Raw genomic sequence first — 19,372 nt, 5'->3', positions numbered from 1 at the left:
ATATGAAACTTTGTGCCGCACAGCTACGACCAGTAAAAGGCGATATCGGAAAAAATATTGAAAAACATATGCAGGCCATATGTGCGGCCGCAGGCGAGGGCGTGTCGCTTATCGTCTTCCCAGAGCTTTCGCTTACAGGTTATGAGCCCGGGCTGGCCAATGACCTTGCTACAGACCAGAACGATAGCCGGCTGAATGTGTTTCAGCAGGTGAGCAATGATAAGAACATATCTATAGGCGTGGGCCTACCCACAAGGAGCGGTGCCGATGTGCGCATAAGTATGATCATTTTTCAGCCCCATCTACCGCGCCTCACATACTCCAAGCAGCAGTTGCACTCTGACGAGTTCCCATTCTTCGTGAACGGCCCCAGGCAAGTGATCTTCTCGCAAGACACGATAAATGTAGCGCCGGCCATATGTTTCGAGTCGCTACAGCCATCGCATGCCGAGAATGCCAAACGCATAGGTGCCGATATATACCTGGCAAGTGTAGCCAAGTCGGCCAGTGGTGTTGTACGAGCCTACAAACATTACCCCGAGATAGCAGCACGCCTTGGCATGGTAGTAGCAATGGCCAACTGTGTAGGCGAATGCGACAACTTTGTGGGCGATGGCCGCTCTGCGATATGGGATGCCAAAGGCGCGCTGGCGGCACAATTGGACAACACATCGGAAGGGCTGGTGATATACGATATAGCGAACGAACAAGCTACACAGGTAACGCTCTAAGCCTTACTGCTCCTGGTAATTGTGACGGAGCAGGGGACGCCGTTGGAAGCGTTCGGTATATCTTACAATGTCCTCTTTCAGGATCTCTTTTATAGTATTGCAGGTAGGTATCACCACATCCCAGTATCTCAATACTATATAATACAGGTCGGTCATAGTGAGCGGTTTTCTGCTTTTACTAAGACAAGAACTGTGCAAAGTTTCCGGGCTTAATGATCTTTTAAAGTGGGAGATAAAAGTCTATTGCTTCTCAAAATGATATTCTTATACAACATTTTTAATGCGTCATAAAAATATAGGGCAATCATTATATATATGGGAAATGGGTGTGGATTTTTTTCCACTACAGAACATGAAATGTGGCTAATATTTTGAGGAATAGCGGGGTTTATGCTGAGAGATATAGGTACTGAGACCTTGTTGCGCATCGGCAAGCTGTTTCATAGCCTCAATGTGGGTAGCACCGGCCGAGGCATATGTGTAATGGTATACATCCCCACTTATGAACTGAACGGTGATCCCTTCCTCATCATACTCATAACCACGAACACCCGTTGTACTACCGGAACCTACGGCTTTGCTGAAGTAGGATCTCATATCAGACTGTTATTACTACACTTCGCTTTTCAGGATCAGCAGCATATGCCAGACAGGCGAGTATATCTTCGTTGGTCAGTTCGGGAAAATCGTCAAGTATTTCTTTGTGGGTCATACCCGAGGCAAGATAACCAAGTACATCTGCTACCGTGATACGCATGCCTCGTATACAAGCTTTTCCGCTTCTTATACCTGCTTCTATCGTAATGTATTGCCTGTAATCGGTCATGATGTCTGATATATACACCAAAGTTAGGAATATTATATGACCAAAACATTAGGCTATGGCTACTACCCTACTTTATATACCCCAGTATCTTCAGCATGCTTTGGGGCGATTGTTCGCGGGCGTAGAGCCAGTCTTCCAGTTCGCCATCCTTGTTGCGCTCTACCACTATGTGTTTGGGAGAGGGTATCATGCAGTGTTTTATACCGCCGTAGCCGGCCAGTTGGTCCTGGTAGGCGCCGGTATGGAAGAAGCCTATGTATAGCGGCTCCTGTCCTTTTTCCTTATCCAGCTTGGGCAGGAACACGGCATTTATATGTTCTTCGGATGTGTAGAAATCGTGGCTATCGCAGGTGAGGCCGCCGAGGTGTACTTCCTGGTACTCTTTGTCCCATTTGTTGATGGGAAGCATGAGGAATTTCTCGCCTATGCCCCATGTATCGGGCAGTGTGGTGATGAACGAGCTATCTATCATGTACCATATCTCGCGGTCGTTCTGCATCTTTTCGTCCAGCACGCTGTATACCACAGCCCCGGCCTCGCCTACGGTGAATGAGCCGAATTCGGTATAGATATCAGGCACATCTACCTTGTTCTTCTTGCAGACCTTTTTGATGGTAGACACGATCTCGTTGATCATGTAGTTGTAATCGTAATCGAAATTAAGGGAGTGCTTTATGGGCAGGCCGCCACCTATGTTCAGGCCCTCCAGTTCGGGGCATACCTTTTTCAGCTGGCAGTAGAGATTCAGCACCTTGTTCAGCTCGCTCCAGTAGTATACATCATCCTTTATGCCCTTGTTCATGAAGAAGTGCAGCATCTTCAGGCGGAACTTCTCGTTGCCCTTTATCTTGTCTACATAGAACTCCAGCACATCGCGGCTGCGAATACCGAGACGTGATGTATAGAAGTCGAACGTGGGCTCTTCCTCGCTGGCTATGCGTATACCTATGTTCACAGGGTCTTTGGAGCGAATGGACTTCTTATAATCCTCGAACTCGCTCTTGTTGTCTATGATGGGTATCACGTTCTTGAAGCCATCGTTGATGAGCTTGGAGATATTGCGCGTATACTGCTTGGTCTTGAAACCGTTGCAGATGATGAATATGTCTTTATTTATCTTCTTTTTGCGATAGAGCTGCCATATGATGTCTATATCGTAGGCAAATGAGGTCTCCAGGTTCACGCCATGCTTCAGCGTTTCCTCTACTATAAAGGAGAAGTGAGAGCTTTTGGTGCAGTAGCAGTAAACGTACTTACCGTCGTACTTATGCTTTTTGATGGCATCGGCGAACATCTTCTTCGCCTTGTTTATCTGCATCCCTATCTTGGGCAGGTAGGTGAGCTTGAAAGGGGTTCCGTACTTGTCTATCAACGCCTTGATATCCACCCCGTTGAACATGAGATTATCGTCATCATTCACATTGAAGCCTTCTTGTGGAAAATGGAAGGTCTGGTGTACGAGGTCGGTATATGTATTGTTCATTTACTGCTGCTGATAAATAGATAGTTAGCGTTGTTCTTTTTTGCCCAACAAAAATAATTATTTACAATTACAATTCGGCAATTTGACAATTTGATAATTCGTGGTGAGGTATCGGGTATTGGGGGATCAGACCGAGATCGAATTCGAAATTCCAAGATCCAGCCCCCAATACCCAGTACTTAATTCCTAATTCCTAATTCCTAATTCCTAATAACCAATATCCCACTATTTTGCCATAGCCGTCTTGAACTCGGAGGTGAAATGGAACTCTATGGCGGGGTTGTTCTGCCGCTCGGTATTGAGGAACCACTCGCTCTGGGCCAGGTATACGAGGTTGCCGTCCTTGTCCTGCATTATATTGGCCTGCTTGAAGCGGGCAAAATCCTCTATGGCTTTTTTGTCGCCGGTGATCCAGCAGGCCTTGTAGAAGGAAAGCGGCATAAAAGCACAAGAGGCGCCATATTCCTGCAGCAGGCGGTACTGTATCACCTCGAACTGTAGTTCGCCCACGCAGCCTATTATCTTCCTATTGCCACCATGCTGCGTAAACAATTGAGCCACACCCTCATCTGTAAGCTGCTGTATGCCTTTCTCTAACTGTTTTGTCTTCATGGGGTCTTTGTTCACCAGCTCTTTGAATATCTCGGGAGAGAAGGTGGGTATGCCGGTGAACTGCATGATCTCGCCCTCGGTAAGGGTATCGCCTATCTTGAAGTTGCCGGTATCGAAAAGGCCCACCACATCGCCGGGGAATGCCTCTTCTATCACATCCTTCTCGCGCGCAAGGAAGGAATAAGGATTGCTGAAGCGTACATCTTTGCCTACGCGGGTATGCTTGTAATAGGTATTGCGTGCGAACCTGCCCGAGCATACGCGAAGGAAGGCGATACGGTCGCGGTGGCGGGGGTCCAGGTTGGCATGTATCTTGAAGATGAAGCCGGTGAACTTAGGTTCGTTCGGCTCTACATGTCGCTTATCGGTATAGCGGCCCTGTGGTACGGGAGCTACGCGAATGAAGGTATCGAGCAACTCCTTTACCCCGAAATTGTTGACCGCACTACCAAAGAACACCGGGGCCACCTTGCCATCGAGGTAGCGCTGCACATCCAGGTCGCCGTAAACGCCCTGCAGCAGCTCTACATCCTCGCGAAGCTGGCCGGCATCGCGCTCGCCTACCCTTTCGTCCAGCAGAGGGTCGTTTATATCGGGTATGGGTATGGTATTCTCTTCGGTCGACTTCTGGTTGGCGGTGAAGAGGTTGAGGCTACTATCGTAGAGGTTGTACACACCCTTGAACTCCTTACCCATATTTATGGGCCATGAGAGGGGATGCAGACTCAGTTTCAGCTCTTTTTCTATTTCGTCCAGCAGGTCGAAGGGGAATTTGCCATCACGATCCAGCTTGTTCACGAATACGATGATGGGCGTATCTCTCATGCGGCACACCTCTACCAGCTTGCGGGTCTGCTCTTCCACACCGTTCACGCTGTCTATCACCAGTATCACACTGTCTACAGCGGTAAGGGTACGGTAAGTATCTTCGGCAAAGTCCTTGTGACCCGGCGTATCCAGCAGGTTGATGAGGGTACCATTGTACTCGAAACTCATGACCGAAGTGGCCACCGATATACCCCTCTGGCGCTCTATTTCCATAAAGTCGCTGGTGGCATGCTTCTTTATCTTGTTGCTCTTTACGGCGCCGGCCACCTGTATGGCGCCACCGAACAGCAGCAATTTTTCGGTAAGTGTGGTCTTACCGGCATCGGGGTGCGATATGATGGCGAATGTGCGCCTGAGCGATATCTCTTTTTCGTTCATTTAATAAAAGGTAGTTAGTAGATAGTCCTTAGTAGATGGTCAAAAGTAGGCCTACCACTTAAAAGTGTGCAAAGGTACGGTAATAGCTCGGTATGTAGGGCGGATGGTAGCAGGGCGGCAGGGTACAAAAACCATGTACATATAAATGCATATACCGTAAATTCGTAAAAAAGCATCTTATGATACGACAGATACCCCTTCTTATAGCCCTGATGGTCTTCTTTACCGGCAGCTATGCACAGGAGCGGCAGAACTTTGCCGCGCCCAATTATGAGCAAATAGAAAAAGTGACAAAGGATGCCCAAAGCGACAGCTACTACCCCAAGCTGCTGGCAAGGTTCAGGAATAATGATACTACCCTCACCGCGCGAGAGGTACACCTGCTGTACTATGGCCAGTTCTCGCAGGAAGGCATGGCGAATCCCTTCGGCAGCCGGTCGAAATTCATTGACTCTACAAGGGCGATATATGCCAAGCCGGAAATGACAGATGATGACAGAAGGAAACTGGTGGGGTATTACCTGCTAGACCTGGAGGCCGAACCCTTCGACCTGAAAACCCTATACTCGCTATATAACCTTAGCGACAGGCTGAACGACCCGCGAAAGGTATACTACGACAAAAAAATGGAAATGCTGATGCGCACCATAGTAGCCACAGGCGATGGCAAGACCGTGAAAACAGGCTTTCATATAGGCTCGGTATCAGACGAATATGGCTTCCTGGGCATACTGGGGCTGCAATTCACATCGCAGGCGCTGGTAGGGCAATGCGATAAGATGAGCGTAAAAGAGAACGACCTGGGTGTAACGGCCATATACTTCGACATAACCAAGATACTGGAAATGGAAATGAAACTGCTGCAAGGCGGCCCCGACCTGAGCAAAGAATTGAAAGAACTGGAAAAGGAAGAAAAGAAAAAGAAGAAGTAAACTCAATACATATGACAAACACATGTTGTTATAATAGTTTCTCATTTAATAATGGAGAAACGATAGAGATAAATAGTAATGACGTTATTGTTTTTGTAGGATCAAATAACGTTGGTAAAAGTGTTGCTCTAAAGAATATATTTATAAGCAAACATACACTTTCAGAAAATAATTTATTCAGCGTTATAACAAACACCAAATTAACATCAGATTATTCTTTTGTTGAGTTTGTTACTTTTTTAAAGAGTAGTGAGTTTTGTCATGAAGATTCAGCAGGTAGAGTTTCCTTTAACATAGCTCAATATTCCTCTCTCAATGAACAACAGCTCTTTAAACAATGGGAACACATGAGCTTGAGGAATAACTTATTTAGAGATGTTTTTTTTAAATTTCTAGATACGAAAGCTAGACTTATTGGTAGCAACGCCGTTGATACAATCGATTTTGTCAACCAGAAAGCAAGAGTACCATTACAAAAGTTGTATATAAATGACCAACTAGAAATAATAATTAGCAGTTATTTTCAACAAGCCTTTAATCTTGAACTAATAGTAAGTAGATTAAGTGGTAAAAAAATTCATTTGCATATTGGGCAAACACCCTCAATGGCAGAAAATGAAAATATACTCTCTACAAGCTACCAAAGTAGAATTCAAAAACTACCATTATTAGAAGCGCAAGGAGATGGAATGCGCAGCTTTACATCTATAATCTTAGAATTATTTACTCAAAATAGTTCTGTAGTCTTTATAGATGAGCCAGAAGCATTTTTGCATCCGCCACAAGCGAAACTACTAGGAAAGTTGATAGGAAAAGAATTGACAAACAAACAAATTTTCCTATCCACACATAGTTCTGACTTTATTAAAGGCTTGCTTGAAAGCAATAAGGAGGACATAAAGATCATTAGGATACAAAGGGATGGTCAAAAAAATATCCCATCTCTTCTGAATAATGATGATATTAAAACTCTATGGAAAGATCCGATACTTAGACACTCTCAAATAATTGATGGAGTTTTTCATGAAAACGTATTTATTTGTGAAAGTGAAGGAGATTGCCGTTTCTTTTCGGCTCTTTTAGATTCTATTTTTAAAGACGACCCTAGGAGTTCAAGAATTTCCGATACACTTTTTATCGCATCACATGGAAAACAAAAAATTCCTACAGTAGTCAATGCTTTAAAAAAATTATCGGTCCCAACTATAAGTATCTGCGACTTTGACATTTTCAATAATGAACATCCACTAAAAGAACTTGTTGAATCTCACGGTGGTAACTGGAATGATATTGAAAAAAGATGGCGAATATTCTTCAAAGCTATTAATCAAGAGAAATCTCAATTAAATCGTGCTGAGGTTAAAGATAAGATCGATGCGATATTTGGCAAGACAAACAAGAACGTCTTATCCTTAAACGAAATAGACAATGTAAAAGAAATAATTAAACAATCGTCCCCTTGGTCTTTTGCCAAAGCAAAGGGGCTAGCGTTTGTTCCTCAGGGAGAACCATATGTAGCTTGTATAGATACCATAAAAATGCTAAATAGCATTGGCATTTATCCAATCAAAATCGGAGAATTAGAAAGTTTTGATAGAAGCGTATCGAACAGCAACAAATCGAAGTGGTTAGATGAGGTGTTGCAAAAAAACATGAAAACAGATACTAATCTTCAACAAGCTCGAGAGTTTGTCATAGAAATTGTTGATAAAGTTTTTGGTTCAGTTTAATGTTGTACTGTTGAAAAAACATATGGTTAATGCAACAAGTGATAGAGACCGAAAGACTACTGCTAAAGGAAGTGAACCCTGAAATAATGACCTTCCTGTTCAGCACCTATAGCGATGAGGGTATAATGAACTTGCTGGGACTGGAAACTGCCGCCGAGCTGGAGACCGAAAAAAGTAACTACCGGCAGGGGCTATCGTGGTACAGGGCCACGTTCCGCAGCTTCCTGGTGGTGCATAAGGAGAGCGGCAAGCGCATAGGCAAGATAGGCTTTCATACCTGGTATACCCAGCACAGCCGGGCAGAGATAGGCTATGACATACAGGAGGGCCTACCGCAATAAGGGCTATATGACCGAGGCCATGCAGGCAGTGATAGCACACGGCTTCGGGCAAATGGGGCTGAACAGGATAGAGGCCTTTGTGGGTACCCGCAACGAGCCATCGCTACGACTGATGCAGCATTTCGGCTTTACAAAAGAAGGCCTTCTGCGCTCGCACTACTGCAAGAACGGGGTGGATAGAGGATTCGGTGTGTTTTTCGCTGCTGCGCAGCGAGTATACCGGGTAAGGTGCAGGCGTATATCATTACGCAAAGAGACCGTGCAGGTATGCACGGTCTCTTTATATATATAGGTACTATACGGAAGCCCGTTACTGGAAGGCATCCATTTTCTTCTTCATTTCGGTGGCCTTGTCCAGCTTGTTCTGGATGGCATATATCCTGTTCAACGCCAGCATAGACGACTTGTAAGACCTGCGGTCCTCGCCTTTCAGTGAGGCTTCGTTGGGGCTAAGTACAGCATATGCTTTCTCGAAGTAAGGAGTTGCTTTGCCGAACAGATCGTCGCGCTGCTTCTTCAGTGCATCGAACTTGTCTATATCGGCCTTGGTAGAACCCGTGATGCTGTTCATCTGGTCGTTCACATCGGTGGCCTGGTTGAAGTAGAGCGCACCGAAGTTGTAGTTATAGCCACCATTATCGGGGCTGGCCTTCAGCGCATTCAGGAACGCGCCCTCTGCTTTCTTATACATATCGGCAGCGTTGGCAGGCTTCTTACCATCTTTTGGCGCGGCCATGCTCAGGTAGGTAGTGGCAAGGTTGAAGTTGAGGTCGGCATTAGAAGGATCTTTTGCTGCTGCCTCTTCCAGCTTCTTCACCAGCTCGTCCATTTTACCGGCCTTTATATAATAGTTCAGCTCGTAGTTACGAATGGTGATATCGGAAGGGTATTCCTTACGTCCTTCTTCTATAGCGGCCAGTTCCTGTGCGCTGTTGTTCTGCTTGCCATACGCATCTATGAGGCACTGGTATACCGATGGGCTCTTCCTGATGGGGTTGCCCTTCACCTTTATGAGCAGGGGTATGGCCTCATCGTACTTCTCGCTGAAATAGGCGGCATTGGCCATAGTAAGGTAGGCATCGGCCAGTACGGTATCCATTTGTTTCTGCCATGTGGGATTGGCATTCTGGAAACGCTTGCCACCACTCATTTCGCCTACCTTTATCACGGTCTTCATCAGCTCTGCCGATTCGGTGTATTTCTTTTCGTTATATGCCCTTACGCCATCGTTGTAGCTAAGAAAGCCACCTGTGAGCAGCATACCGTCCACGGCCTGCTTTTCATAGTCGGGCTTCGACTCTGCCAGCTTCACGGCCGCGTCCAGGCCCTGCTTGTAGGGGGCATCGTTCTTATACTTATCTACATTCTGCAGGGTAAAGTATACCTGGGCCTTTGCAAAAAGCGTTTTGGGTTTTTGCGCGGTCTCGGGGTTTGCCATTGCTTTGTCTATCTCGCTTTTGGCCTCGTCATAGTTCTGGCTTTTAAGGGCCAGGTTGGCGCTTACTACATATTTGTCCTGGGCTATGCCGGGCAGTGCAGCTACAGCCATCGATGCAATTAAGATCGTTCTTTTCATTTTATACTATTAGTTGTTGGTTGCAGTTTTCCTATTTAAATATTATTCAGATCGGATGATCCATTATTCGGCGGCATCTGTGGCTGTTGCAGTGTCTGCGGGAGCATCAGTACCACCTTCCTCACCCAGCTGTTCGGTCTCTTCTTCCTGCTCTTTTATAGCTGCTATGGCGGCTATCTTGTCGCCACTGTCTATGTTTATGAGCTTCACACCCTGTGTGGCCCTGCCAGCCTCGCGTATAGAGCGCACCTTCATGCGTATCGTCACGCCCGACTCGCAGGTTATCATCAGGTCATCGTTCTCTTCTACGGTCAGCAGGCCTACCAGCGCACCTGTCTTTTCGGTGATGTTCATGGTCTTCACGCCCTTGCCGCCGCGGTTGGTAATGCGGTACGACAGCATATAAGGCTTCTCGGTGCCATCGGCATCGGTGATATTCACCAGGTTGCCGGCATCCTCCTTTATTTCGGCCTCGGTAGCGGGTTCCAGGAAGGGGGTACGTTTGCCCAGTCCGTTCTCCGACACCACAAGTATCTGCTTGCGTATATCGGTCTTGGGCAGGCATATCATACCTATCACCTCATCCTCATCATTTTCCAGCTCTATACCGAACACGCCTATGGCGCCACGGCCTGTGGGCCTTACCTTGTTCTCGTTGAAGCATACGGCGCGACCGCTCTTTACGGCCATCATTATATAGCTTTCATCGTTGAGCGACAGTGATACATCCAGCAGGCGGTCGCCCTCTTCTATGGTTATGGCATTGACACCCGTAGAGCGGGGACGGCTGAAATCCTCGAGCCTTGTTTTTTTGATGATACCCTTCTTGGTGCAAAGCACTACGCTGTGCTTGTTCACAAAGTCCTCATCATCCAGTTTTGGTACATCTATCACCGTGCGTATCTTATCGTCCGGCGGTATCTGTATCATGTTCTGTATAGCGCGGCCCTTGCCGTTCCTGTCGGCCTCGGGTATCTCGTATACCTTCAGCCAGAAGCAGCGGCCCTTCTCGGTAAAGAACATAAGGGTATGGTGCGTAGAGGCTATGAAGAGGTGCTCTATAAAATCCTCTTCGCGGGTGCGGCCACCCATGGCACCGCGGCCACCACGCTTCTGCGAGCGGAAATCGGCGGCAGAGGTACGCTTTATGTAGCCCAGGTGCGATACGGTGATGACCACATCTTCCTTCTCTATGAGGTCTTCTATCCTCATCTCGTCGGCCATGTAGTGTATCTCGCTCTTGCGCGTATCGCCAAATTTCTTCTGTACGTCGGTCAGCTCGTCCTTTATTATCTGGTAGCGCATGCCCTCGTCGCCCAGTATGGCCTCTAGGTGGGCTATCAGTTTCATCAGCTCGGCATGCTCTTCGCGTATCTTGTCGCGCTCCATACCGGTGAGGCGCTGCAGGCGCAGCTCCAGTACGGCCTTGGCCTGTATCTCGCTCATACCGAACTGCGTGATGAGGCCTTCCTTGGCTATCTCTGGGTTAGCAGAGCTGCGTATGAGGGCTATCACCTCATCCAGGTGATCGAGCGCTATGAGGTAACCTTCCAGTATATGGGCGCGCTTGCGGGCCTCTTTCAGCTCGAACTGCGTGCGGCGCACCACTACCTCGTGGCGGAACGATATGAACTCACTTATCAGGTCTTTCAGGTTCAGCGTGCGAGGACGGCCATTTACCAGCGCCACATTGTTGATACCGTAGGAGGTCTGCAGCTCGCTGTATTTGTAAAGCTGGTTGATGATGACCTGCGCCACAGCATCTCTGCGGATCTCTACCACTATACGCGTACCTTCCTTGTTCGATTCGTTGGCAACGTGGGTGATACCCTCTATCACTTTGTTATTCACCAGTATACCTATCTTCTCGGCCAGCGCATCGCGGCTCACCTGGTAGGGCACCTCGGTTATGATTATCTGTTCCTTGCCGGTCTTGGTGGTCTCTACCGTTACGCGGCCGCGCAGCACTACCCTGCCCCTGCCGGTATGCATACCCGCCTTTATGCCCTCCATGCCGTATATGATGCCACCCGTAGGAAAATCGGGTGCCTTCACATACTTCATCAGCTCATCTATGGTGATCTCTTTATTATCTATGTAGGCCAGGCAGCCGTCTATCACCTCGGTCAGGTTGTGCGGCATCATGTTGGTGGCCATACCCACGGCTATACCCGATGAGCCATTGACCAGCAGTTGGGGTATGCGTGTAGGCAGTACGGTAGGCTCCTGCAGCGAATCGTCGAAGTTGAGCGTGAAGTCGACAGTTTCCTTATCGATATCCTCCATCATGGCCTCGCCCAGGCGCAGCATACGCGCCTCGGTATAACGCATGGCCGCCGGGTTGTCGCCATCCTGGCTGCCGTAGTTTCCCTGGCCGTCTACCAGCATGTAGCGCATGCTCCACGGCTGTGCCATACGCACCATGGCATCGTACACGGCAGTATCGCCGTGGGGGTGATATTTACCCAGCACCTCGCCCACTATACGCGCACATTTCTTATATGGTTTGTTGAAGGTATTGCCCAGCTCGTGCATGGCAAAAAGCACACGCCTGTGTACGGGCTTCAGGCCATCCCGCACATCGGGCAGGGCACGACCTACTATTACCGACATAGAGTAATCTATGTAGGCGGTCTTCATCTGCTCTTCAATGTTTACGGGAATGATCTTATTATTCTCTTCCTGTGGGTCCTGCGGCTGCAGTGCCCCGTTATTGTTATCCATAGACCTATTAAAAAATGAGAATTGCAAATATAATGTTTCCCGCCCGTAATAGCTATTTCCGACCCCTCATTCCTGTGTTAAAAAAGCGCTTGTGAACAGGGTGTGGAAAGCCATATGCAACACCCCTTTGGCACAAGTGATATCGCCTGTTTCTGTCCGCTCTGCTTGCGTTGTACATATATAGACGATGGTACGTTATAAAAGCTTGGGGGAAGGCCATAAAGTATTCTGCGGTCTGCATCCTTTTCGCTGTAGCAGAACTCATATTATTCTATCGTGCAGTAAATAATTTTGGTCATTTTGTAAAATATATTTTACATTTGGTAAAAATTACAGGACATGAATAAGCAACTATTACTACCCAACAAATGCCGCATAGCGGGCCTTGTGCTGCTGCCCTTCTCCTTTGCATGGATGGTAGCGGCCTATTACGATGTAAAAGTGTTCGGCTTCCTGGACCTAAGGCAAAAAAATGGCAGCAGCACCTCGTTACTAGATACGAGCGACTTCCTGCTGAGCAAGGGTTTTCATGCCGACCTGAATCTTACCGTTTCCATACTGCTGACGTTGGCAGCGCTCTTTATGGCGGCATTCGCCCGGGAAAGAAGGGAGGACGAATATGTACGCGCTGTAAGGCTGCAGGCATTGCAGATAAGCGTATATGTGAACTATGTGGTGCTGGCGCTGGCCTGTATATTTCTGTACGGCGGCAGCTTTATGCTGGTAGTAGAGCTAGATCTCTTTACCATACCCATCATCTTCCTGCTGGTGTACAACTACCTGCTGCATGTAAAGCCCCGTTTCTCTAATACCGCCGACCTATGAAGAACACCATAAAAGTGGAAAGGGCCCGGCACAATATGACACAGGCCGAACTGGCCGATAAAGTGAATGTGACCCGGCAGACCATAAATGCCATAGAAGCCTCAAAGTACGACCCATCGGCAACGCTGGCCTTCAGGATAGCAAGGGTGTTCGGGGTGAGGGTCGATGACCTTTTCAGCCTGGAAGAGGAGGAGTAGGACGAGGTATATGGCGCATCGCATTATTTCGTACTTTTAAGTAGACCATATATATCATATGTGTGGTAATGGCCCGGAGGGCATACTAAGATGAAGATATTTTCGGCGGCGCAGATACGCGCATGCGATGCATATACTATAAAGGCGGCCAGCATCACCTCCCAAGACCTGATGGAGCGTGCCGCCATGGCCTGCGTGACCTGGATACAGGACCATATGCCCAAGGACAGCCTTTTCCTGGTGCTGTGCGGGCAGGGCAATAATGGCGGCGACGGGCTGGCCATAGCACGGCTGCTGCACCGCAGCGGGTATGGGGTACGGGCATTTGTGCTGCGTATGAGCGAAGGTATGAGCGATGACGCCAATGCCAACCTGCAGCGGCTGCAGGCCATAGACAATGAGCTGGTGGGCTATGTGGGCCCGGGCACCTTCATATCGGACATACCACGCAACATAGTAATAATAGATGCCATACTGGGTACGGGAGTGAACCGCGCCCTGGGCGGGTGGCCCGAGCAATTCGTGCAGCATGTGAACGACCTGCCCAACCGGAAGATAGCCATAGACATGCCCAGCGGTCTACAGGCCGATGCCGTACCCGGCATAGGCGATACCGTGCTGCGGGCCAATGATACACTGAGTTTCCAGTTCTACAAAAGGAGTTTTCTGCATGCAGAGGCAGGGCCGTATACCGGGCGCATACATGTGCTGGATATAGGACTGGATGCTAATTTCATACGGTCTACCCACACGCTTTTTCATGCTACGGAGCAGGATGATGTGGCAGGGATATACAGGCCAAGGCAGGCATTTGGGCATAAGGGCACCTATGGCAGTGTGCTGCTGGTGGGCGGCTCTTATGGCAAGATAGGCGCTATGGTGCTGGCCACAAAAGCAGCCCTGCGGGCCGGCGCGGGTACGGCAACGGCACTGGTGCCCTCTTGCGGCTACCCGGTGATGCAGACCGCAGTACCCGAGGCCATGTGCATGATAAGCGGTATAGATGTGCTGAACAATATAGAATATAACGACCGCTATACTGTAGGTATAGGCCCCGGCATGGGCACTGCGGCAGAGACCACCGCAGCCCTTACGGCCTACCTGGCCGCCTGCCGCAGGCCGGCAGTACTGGATGCCGATGCACTGAACATACTGGCGGCCCAGCCCGAGCTGCTGTCGCAGCTGCCAAAGGGATCGGTGATAACGCCACACCCAAAGGAATTCGCCAGGCTGTTCGGGGAGAACACCAACAGCATGGTACAGGTAGACAATGCCCGCATGCAGGCCATGCGCTATAATATAAATATAGTACTGAAGGGCCGCTACACGGCCGTGATAAATACCGATGGCGAGTGCCGCTACAATACCACCGGCAACGCCGGTATGGCCACCGCAGGCAGTGGTGATGTGCTCACAGGCATCATTACCGGCCTGATGGCACAGGGCTATGAGCCCTACCATGCCGCACTGCTGGGCGTATACCTGCACGGGGCCGCAGGCGATGCCGCCGCTGCCACCCGTTCGGAAGAAAGTATGATAGCAGGCGATATAGTGGAGGGATTGGGTATTGCATATAAGAATTTGGCAACTGAAATATTATAAAATACCTCACATTTACACTGTGGTCTATGAGGTTCGTATTGTGTAACTTTGAACAAACTATTTTTCCACATGAAAGGCGTAAGCTATTTGACAGATGATAATGACCAGAAAAAAGCGGTGGTCATAGAGCTGGCGACCCTGGAGCGTTATACGAACGACCTTGAAGACCTGCTGGATGGGCTTATTGCCGAATCGCGAAAACATGACGAAAAAATACCATTGAAAGATGTGATAAGCAACCTGAAAAAAAAGGGCAAGCTCAAATGAAACGCTACGAGATAGTTTTCTCAAAACGTGCTGAGAAAGACATTGAGAAATTGCCTGCAAAAGTTGTTGAGAAGATCATACCCGAGATAGTTGCCCTGGAAGAAGACCCTAGGCCTCCCGGATGCAAGAAACTAAAAGGCTTTGCCGATCTTTGGCGTATACGGGTAGGTAACTACCGGGTCATCTATGTTATTGAAGACAGGATATTGCTTGTAGATATTCGTGAAATAGGCAACCGAAAAAATATTTACGGCTAACATCCCCTACAACTCCATCACCAGTTTCCTCATATATTCTCCTGCTGGTGCGCACAGGTTCCAGTTATATTTGGCCTTGATAGCATTACCTTTATCATGACCAGTAACCCATATTCATATCCTATATTTCAGCTAAAGAACAGCACCCCGATACATCACCCGCCAAATACACTGCCTATCCCTCCATTTTTTGTTTTTCAAAACAATATTCTATTATTGCACACTCTTGACGCCACAAATGGCGCATAATTGAATATAAAGGAATGGCAAAGAACCTATTGATAGTGGAGTCTCCGGCAAAGGCCAAGACCATAGAAAAGATACTGGGCAGCGACTTTGAGGTACGGTCTTGTTATGGTCACATCCGCGACCTGGAGAAGGAGGACATGGGCATAGACATAAAGAACGGCTACAAACCAAAATATACAGTATCGGAAGACAAGCAGAAGGTAGTGAAGGAGCTCAAATCGCTGGCAAAGAAGTCTGAGGATGTATGGCTGGCAACGGATGAGGACCGTGAGGGTGAGGCCATATCGTGGCATTTGTGCGAGGTGCTGGGCCTTGATCCGTATACTACCAAGCGTATCGTTTTCCACGAGATCACCAAACCGGCCATACAAAAGGCGGTGAAGAACCCGCGCAATGTGAACATGGACCTGGTGAACGCACAGCAGGCCCGCCGTGTGCTGGACCGCATAGTGGGTTTCGAGCTGTCGCCGGTGCTGTGGCGCAAAATGAGCATGCGCAACAACCTCTCGGCCGGCAGGGTGCAGTCGGTGGCCGTGCGCCTGATAGTGGAACGCGAGCGCGAGATAACCCGCTTCACTGCTTCCAGCACCTTCAAGGTAGAGGCATTCTTCAGCGCCGATGATATCAATAAGAAGAAGGTGACCTTCAAAGCCGAAGGCCCCGATAAGATAAAGGATGCAACAGGCGCCAACGACTTTCTGCAAAAATGTGTGGGCGCTACCTATAAGGTAGAAGATGTACAGGTAAAGCCGGGCAAGAAGACCCCGTCGGCGCCCTTCACCACATCTACCCTGCAGCAGGAGGCAAGCCGCAAGCTGGGCTACTCGGTATCGAAGACCATGCTGCTGGCGCAAAAGCTGTATGAGAACGGTCATATCACCTATATGCGTACCGACTCGGTGAACCTGTCTGAGACCGCACTGGAAAGCGCACGCCAGGCCATCACCAGCCAGTATGGCGAAAAATACCATCACCAGAGGGTATTCAAGAACAAGAATGAATCGGCGCAGGAAGCGCACGAGGCCATTCGCCCTACCGATATGAACATCACCAGCGCGGGCGATGCCGATACTACCCGCCTGTACGAGCTGATATGGAAGCGTACCATGGCCAGCCAGATGGCTGATGCACAACTGGAGCGTACCATAGCCAAAATATCTATATCTACCACAAAAGAGCAGCTCACCGCTACCGGCGAGGTACTGCGTTTTGATGGCTTCCTGAAAGTATACAGCGAGGGCCGCGATGAGGAAGATGGCGAGGACGAGAACGAGGGTATGCTGCCGCCACTGGCCGCAGGCCAGCAACTGGGCTTCCAGCGTATGGTGGCCACAGAGCGTTACTCTAGGCCGCTGCCAAGGTATACCGAGGCATCTCTGGTGAAGAAACTGGAAGAACTGGGTATTGGCCGTCCTTCTACCTATGCTCCTACCATCAGCACAGTGCAGCAGAGAGGCTATGTAGAAAAGCGCGATAAGGAAGGTGTGAAACGAGAATTCGCCATACTGACCCTGGAGAACGATAAGATAGCTAAAAAGAGCGCTACCGAAAATGCCGGTGCCGAGAAGAGCAAGCTCTTCCCTACCGATCTGGGCATGGTAGTGACCGACTTCCTGCGCGAGCATTTCAGCAAGGTGATGGATTATGACTTCACCGCCAACATAGAGACCGAATTCGACCGTATAGCCGAGGGCCGTAAGGAGTGGAACAAAATGATAGACGAGTTCTACCACCCCTTCCACGACAGCGTAGAGCATACCATAGAACATGCCGGCCGCGCCAAGGGCGAGCACGAACTGGGTACCGACCCCGAGAGCGGAAAACCCGTAGTGGCCAGGCTGGGCCGTTTTGGCCCCATGGTGCAGATAGGTGCTGCCGAAGGCGAGGAAAAGCCACGTTTTGCCAAGCTGCGTACCGACCAAAGCATTGAGACCATAACACTACAGGAAGCGCTGGAACTCTTCAGGCTGCCACGCAACCTTGGCCAGTTCGAAGATGCCGATGTGACCGTGAACATAGGTCGCTTTGGCCCTTATGCACAGCACGCCGGCCAGTTCTACTCGCTGAAGAAGGAAATGGACCCCTACTCTGTAGGCTTGGACGAGGTAGCGCCACTCATAGAAGAAAAGCGCAAGGCCAAAGCCGAGAGCGAGATAAAGATCTTCGAGAAAGAAAAGATCCGCATACTGAAAGGCCCATATGGCCCATACATTAAACAAGGCCTGCGCAACTATAAGATACCTAAAGAAAAAATGGAGACACCGGCTGCCCTTACCATAGAAGAGGTAAAGGCTATAATAGAGGAGGCCAAAGCCAACCCACCTAAAAAAGCACCGAGGAAAAAATAAGAATTTCCATATACAGCGGGCGGCGACAAAGATAAATGCACACCCTGTGCAGAACTTATTTTTGTCGCCGCCTGCCATTTTTGTAATTTAGGTCTACCTAAGAAGAGCATAGTTCCATACTGCAGCAATGATAGAGAAGGATAAAGAGATACGCGCCCTGCTAAGGCTTGTTGACGACCCCGATGATGAGGTCTATGACCAGGTTGTGAACAGGCTGCTTCACTATGGCAAGAACATTATACCCAACCTGGAGAGTGTATGGGAGTCTACTGCCGATGAGCAACTACAGGAAAGGCTGGAGATACTCATACATCGTGTACACTTCAACGACCTGCAGCAAGAGCTGCAGGAGTGGAACGAACAGGAAGAGCCCGACCTGCTGCGAGGTGCGATACTGATAGCCAAATACCGTTTCCCCGACCTGAACGTGCCCAGCATAATGGCGCAGTTCGAGCATATACGGCGCAATGTATGGTTGGAACTGAACAACTACCTGACCCCGCTGGAGCAGGTAAATGTGATAAACAGCATACTGTACAACTATTACAAGCTGCAGGGCCATGAGCTCACCGAGCGCGAGAACAAGCATTTTTACATGAACCAGGTGCTGGACAGCAAGCAGGGCAACGCCTACTCTATAGGCATACTGTACCTTGCCATTTGCGAGGTGCTGGACATACCCATTTTTGCCGTAGATGTGCCCCGCCAGTTCATTTTTGCCTATATCGATACCTTGCACAGCTTTCTGAACGACCGCGAAAGCATACAGCAGATACAGTTCTATATAGACCCCATAAGTGGTATGATATATACCCAAAAGGACCTGGACCTGTACCTGCGGAAAATAAACGCTACCGACAAGGGCCGCTACTTCGAGCCACTTTCCAACAGGCGCATCATATGCAAGATGCTGGAAGAGCTGAGCCTGTGCTACCAGTACCGCAAAGAGGACCAGAATGCCGAAGAGATACAACAGTTGATACGGTCTATCGAGAGCCGTGATGACATGTTCTGATCAGACAAAAACTAATATTATATACTACTATGTTACATCGCCTTACATTATTACTTGCCTTATTTGTCGTAATGGCGATGGGCGTTCATGCTCAGAGCAAGGTAGTATATACCAGCAGCATACTGGGCAAATGGCATACAACAAAAGGCCCCCAAAGCTCGCTGGAATTCGATGTTGACAAGGCCGTGTATATAAATGGCAATGAACGTGCCGTATACAGATACATATTCATGAAAAAGGACCGCGACGACCTGCTGCTGTTTGTAGACCAGGGCACCGGCGACAGCACAGTGTACGAGGTCTACAATCTGTCCGATTCCTACCTCACTATCCGCAATATGACCCACGGCAGCCCCTTGTGGGCATTGGAAAAGATGAAGTAGGCACAACAAGATCTGACCTTTCCATTATGTTTATGGGCATGTATACAGCCCCCCGCTAATGATAAAGC

The 19,372-nt window shown here is 48.8% G+C and carries 20 protein-coding genes; 13 read left to right on the top strand and 7 right to left on the bottom strand.

The features are described 5' to 3' along the window. The first annotated feature begins 2 nt into the window (after positions 1-2). Positions 3-731 carry a carbon-nitrogen hydrolase family protein gene (locus tag ABD843_RS03235; RefSeq protein ID WP_345078436.1) on the top strand — a complete coding sequence of 243 codons (729 nt, stop codon included), beginning with the start codon at positions 3-5 and terminating at the stop codon, positions 729-731. Between the two features lie 3 nt (positions 732-734). On the opposite strand, the gene ABD843_RS03230 is transcribed toward ABD843_RS03235, so the two are convergent. From ABD843_RS03230 to ABD843_RS03210, 5 genes are all read right to left on the bottom strand, one after another. Further along, positions 735-887 (bottom strand): hypothetical protein, encoded by a 153-nt coding sequence (locus tag ABD843_RS03230; protein ID WP_345078433.1) that lies wholly within the window; start codon positions 885-887, stop codon positions 735-737. A gap of 207 nt (positions 888-1,094) precedes the next feature. Beyond that, complete coding sequence (locus ABD843_RS03225; protein ID WP_345078430.1) at positions 1,095-1,328, bottom strand: hypothetical protein; 234 nt, start codon at positions 1,326-1,328, stop codon at positions 1,095-1,097. A gap of 1 nt (position 1,329) precedes the next feature. Further along, entirely contained in the window at positions 1,330-1,557 is a 228-nt protein-coding gene (locus ABD843_RS03220) for a DUF433 domain-containing protein (RefSeq protein ID WP_345078427.1), read from the bottom strand. Positions 1,558-1,624: 67 nt separating this feature from the next. Continuing rightward, a complete protein-coding gene (locus ABD843_RS03215; protein WP_345078425.1) occupies positions 1,625-3,040 on the bottom strand; it encodes a type III PLP-dependent enzyme domain-containing protein in 1,416 nt (471 codons plus the stop codon). A 225-nt stretch (positions 3,041-3,265) separates the two neighbouring features. Beyond that, positions 3,266-4,858: a peptide chain release factor 3 gene (locus ABD843_RS03210; RefSeq protein WP_345078422.1), complete on the bottom strand. Its 1,593-nt coding sequence runs from the start codon at positions 4,856-4,858 to the stop codon at positions 3,266-3,268. Between the two features lie 179 nt (positions 4,859-5,037). Here ABD843_RS03210 and ABD843_RS03205 point away from each other — a divergent pair, with 179 nt between their 5' ends. The 4 genes from ABD843_RS03205 to ABD843_RS03190 are packed head-to-tail and all read left to right on the top strand — an operon-like array spanning position 5,038 to position 8,153. Further along, positions 5,038-5,790 carry a DUF4919 domain-containing protein gene (locus ABD843_RS03205; RefSeq protein WP_345078419.1) on the top strand — a complete coding sequence of 251 codons (753 nt, stop codon included), beginning with the start codon at positions 5,038-5,040 and terminating at the stop codon, positions 5,788-5,790. Positions 5,791-5,801: 11 nt separating this feature from the next. Then, positions 5,802-7,520: an ATP-dependent nuclease gene (locus ABD843_RS03200; RefSeq protein WP_345078416.1), complete on the top strand. Its 1,719-nt coding sequence runs from the start codon at positions 5,802-5,804 to the stop codon at positions 7,518-7,520. Positions 7,521-7,549: 29 nt separating this feature from the next. Then, on the top strand, positions 7,550-7,861 hold the full coding sequence (locus tag ABD843_RS03195; protein ID WP_345078413.1) for a GNAT family N-acetyltransferase: 312 nt from the start codon (positions 7,550-7,552) through the stop codon (positions 7,859-7,861). Beyond that, the gene (locus tag ABD843_RS03190) at positions 7,833-8,153 is read left to right on the top strand and encodes a GNAT family N-acetyltransferase (protein ID WP_345078410.1); all 321 of its coding nucleotides are present in this window, start codon (positions 7,833-7,835) and stop codon (positions 8,151-8,153) included. The genes ABD843_RS03195 and ABD843_RS03190 overlap by 29 nt, the downstream gene beginning before the upstream one ends. Positions 8,154-8,171: 18 nt before the next feature. Here the strand turns inward: ABD843_RS03190 and ABD843_RS03185 are convergent, their stop codons facing one another. Together ABD843_RS03185 and gyrA are read right to left on the bottom strand one after the other, a co-directional pair. Continuing rightward, the gene (locus ABD843_RS03185) at positions 8,172-9,437 is read right to left on the bottom strand and encodes a tetratricopeptide repeat protein (protein ID WP_345078407.1); all 1,266 of its coding nucleotides are present in this window, start codon (positions 9,435-9,437) and stop codon (positions 8,172-8,174) included. Between the two features lie 63 nt (positions 9,438-9,500). Beyond that, entirely contained in the window at positions 9,501-12,161 is a 2,661-nt protein-coding gene (gyrA, locus tag ABD843_RS03180; RefSeq protein WP_345078403.1) for a DNA gyrase subunit A, read from the bottom strand. Between the two features lie 339 nt (positions 12,162-12,500). Here gyrA and ABD843_RS03175 point away from each other — a divergent pair, with 339 nt between their 5' ends. From ABD843_RS03175 to ABD843_RS03140, 8 genes are all read left to right on the top strand, one after another. Next, positions 12,501-12,986, top strand: a complete 486-nt coding sequence (locus tag ABD843_RS03175; RefSeq protein WP_345078400.1) for a hypothetical protein — start codon at positions 12,501-12,503, stop codon at positions 12,984-12,986. Further along, positions 12,983-13,183, top strand: coding sequence for a helix-turn-helix transcriptional regulator (locus ABD843_RS03170; RefSeq protein WP_345078397.1), 201 nt, complete (start codon positions 12,983-12,985; stop codon positions 13,181-13,183). The genes ABD843_RS03175 and ABD843_RS03170 overlap by 4 nt, the downstream gene beginning before the upstream one ends. Before the next feature lie 90 nt (positions 13,184-13,273). Beyond that, entirely contained in the window at positions 13,274-14,785 is a 1,512-nt protein-coding gene (locus ABD843_RS03165) for an NAD(P)H-hydrate dehydratase (RefSeq protein ID WP_345078394.1), read from the top strand. Between the two features lie 69 nt (positions 14,786-14,854). Then, positions 14,855-15,052, top strand: a complete 198-nt coding sequence (locus ABD843_RS03160) for a hypothetical protein (protein ID WP_345078391.1) — start codon at positions 14,855-14,857, stop codon at positions 15,050-15,052. Continuing rightward, positions 15,049-15,309 carry a type II toxin-antitoxin system RelE family toxin gene (locus tag ABD843_RS03155; protein WP_345078389.1) on the top strand — a complete coding sequence of 87 codons (261 nt, stop codon included), beginning with the start codon at positions 15,049-15,051 and terminating at the stop codon, positions 15,307-15,309. The genes ABD843_RS03160 and ABD843_RS03155 overlap by 4 nt, the downstream gene beginning before the upstream one ends. A gap of 263 nt (positions 15,310-15,572) precedes the next feature. Beyond that, the gene (gene topA / locus ABD843_RS03150; RefSeq protein WP_345078386.1) at positions 15,573-17,906 is read left to right on the top strand and encodes a type I DNA topoisomerase; all 2,334 of its coding nucleotides are present in this window, start codon (positions 15,573-15,575) and stop codon (positions 17,904-17,906) included. 127 nt (positions 17,907-18,033) lie between these two features. Continuing rightward, positions 18,034-18,921, top strand: a complete 888-nt coding sequence (locus ABD843_RS03145; RefSeq protein ID WP_345078383.1) for a transglutaminase family protein — start codon at positions 18,034-18,036, stop codon at positions 18,919-18,921. 77 nt (positions 18,922-18,998) lie between these two features. Further along, complete coding sequence (locus ABD843_RS03140; protein ID WP_345078380.1) at positions 18,999-19,304, top strand: hypothetical protein; 306 nt, start codon at positions 18,999-19,001, stop codon at positions 19,302-19,304. Positions 19,305-19,372: the final 68 nt, after the last annotated feature.

The organism is Nemorincola caseinilytica (assembly GCF_039540515.1).
In the GTDB taxonomy this organism is placed as follows: domain Bacteria; phylum Bacteroidota; class Bacteroidia; order Chitinophagales; family Chitinophagaceae; genus Nemorincola; species Nemorincola caseinilytica.
Note: the sequence above shows the minus strand (reverse complement) of the source record. Positions and strands in the feature narration are given on the sequence as shown.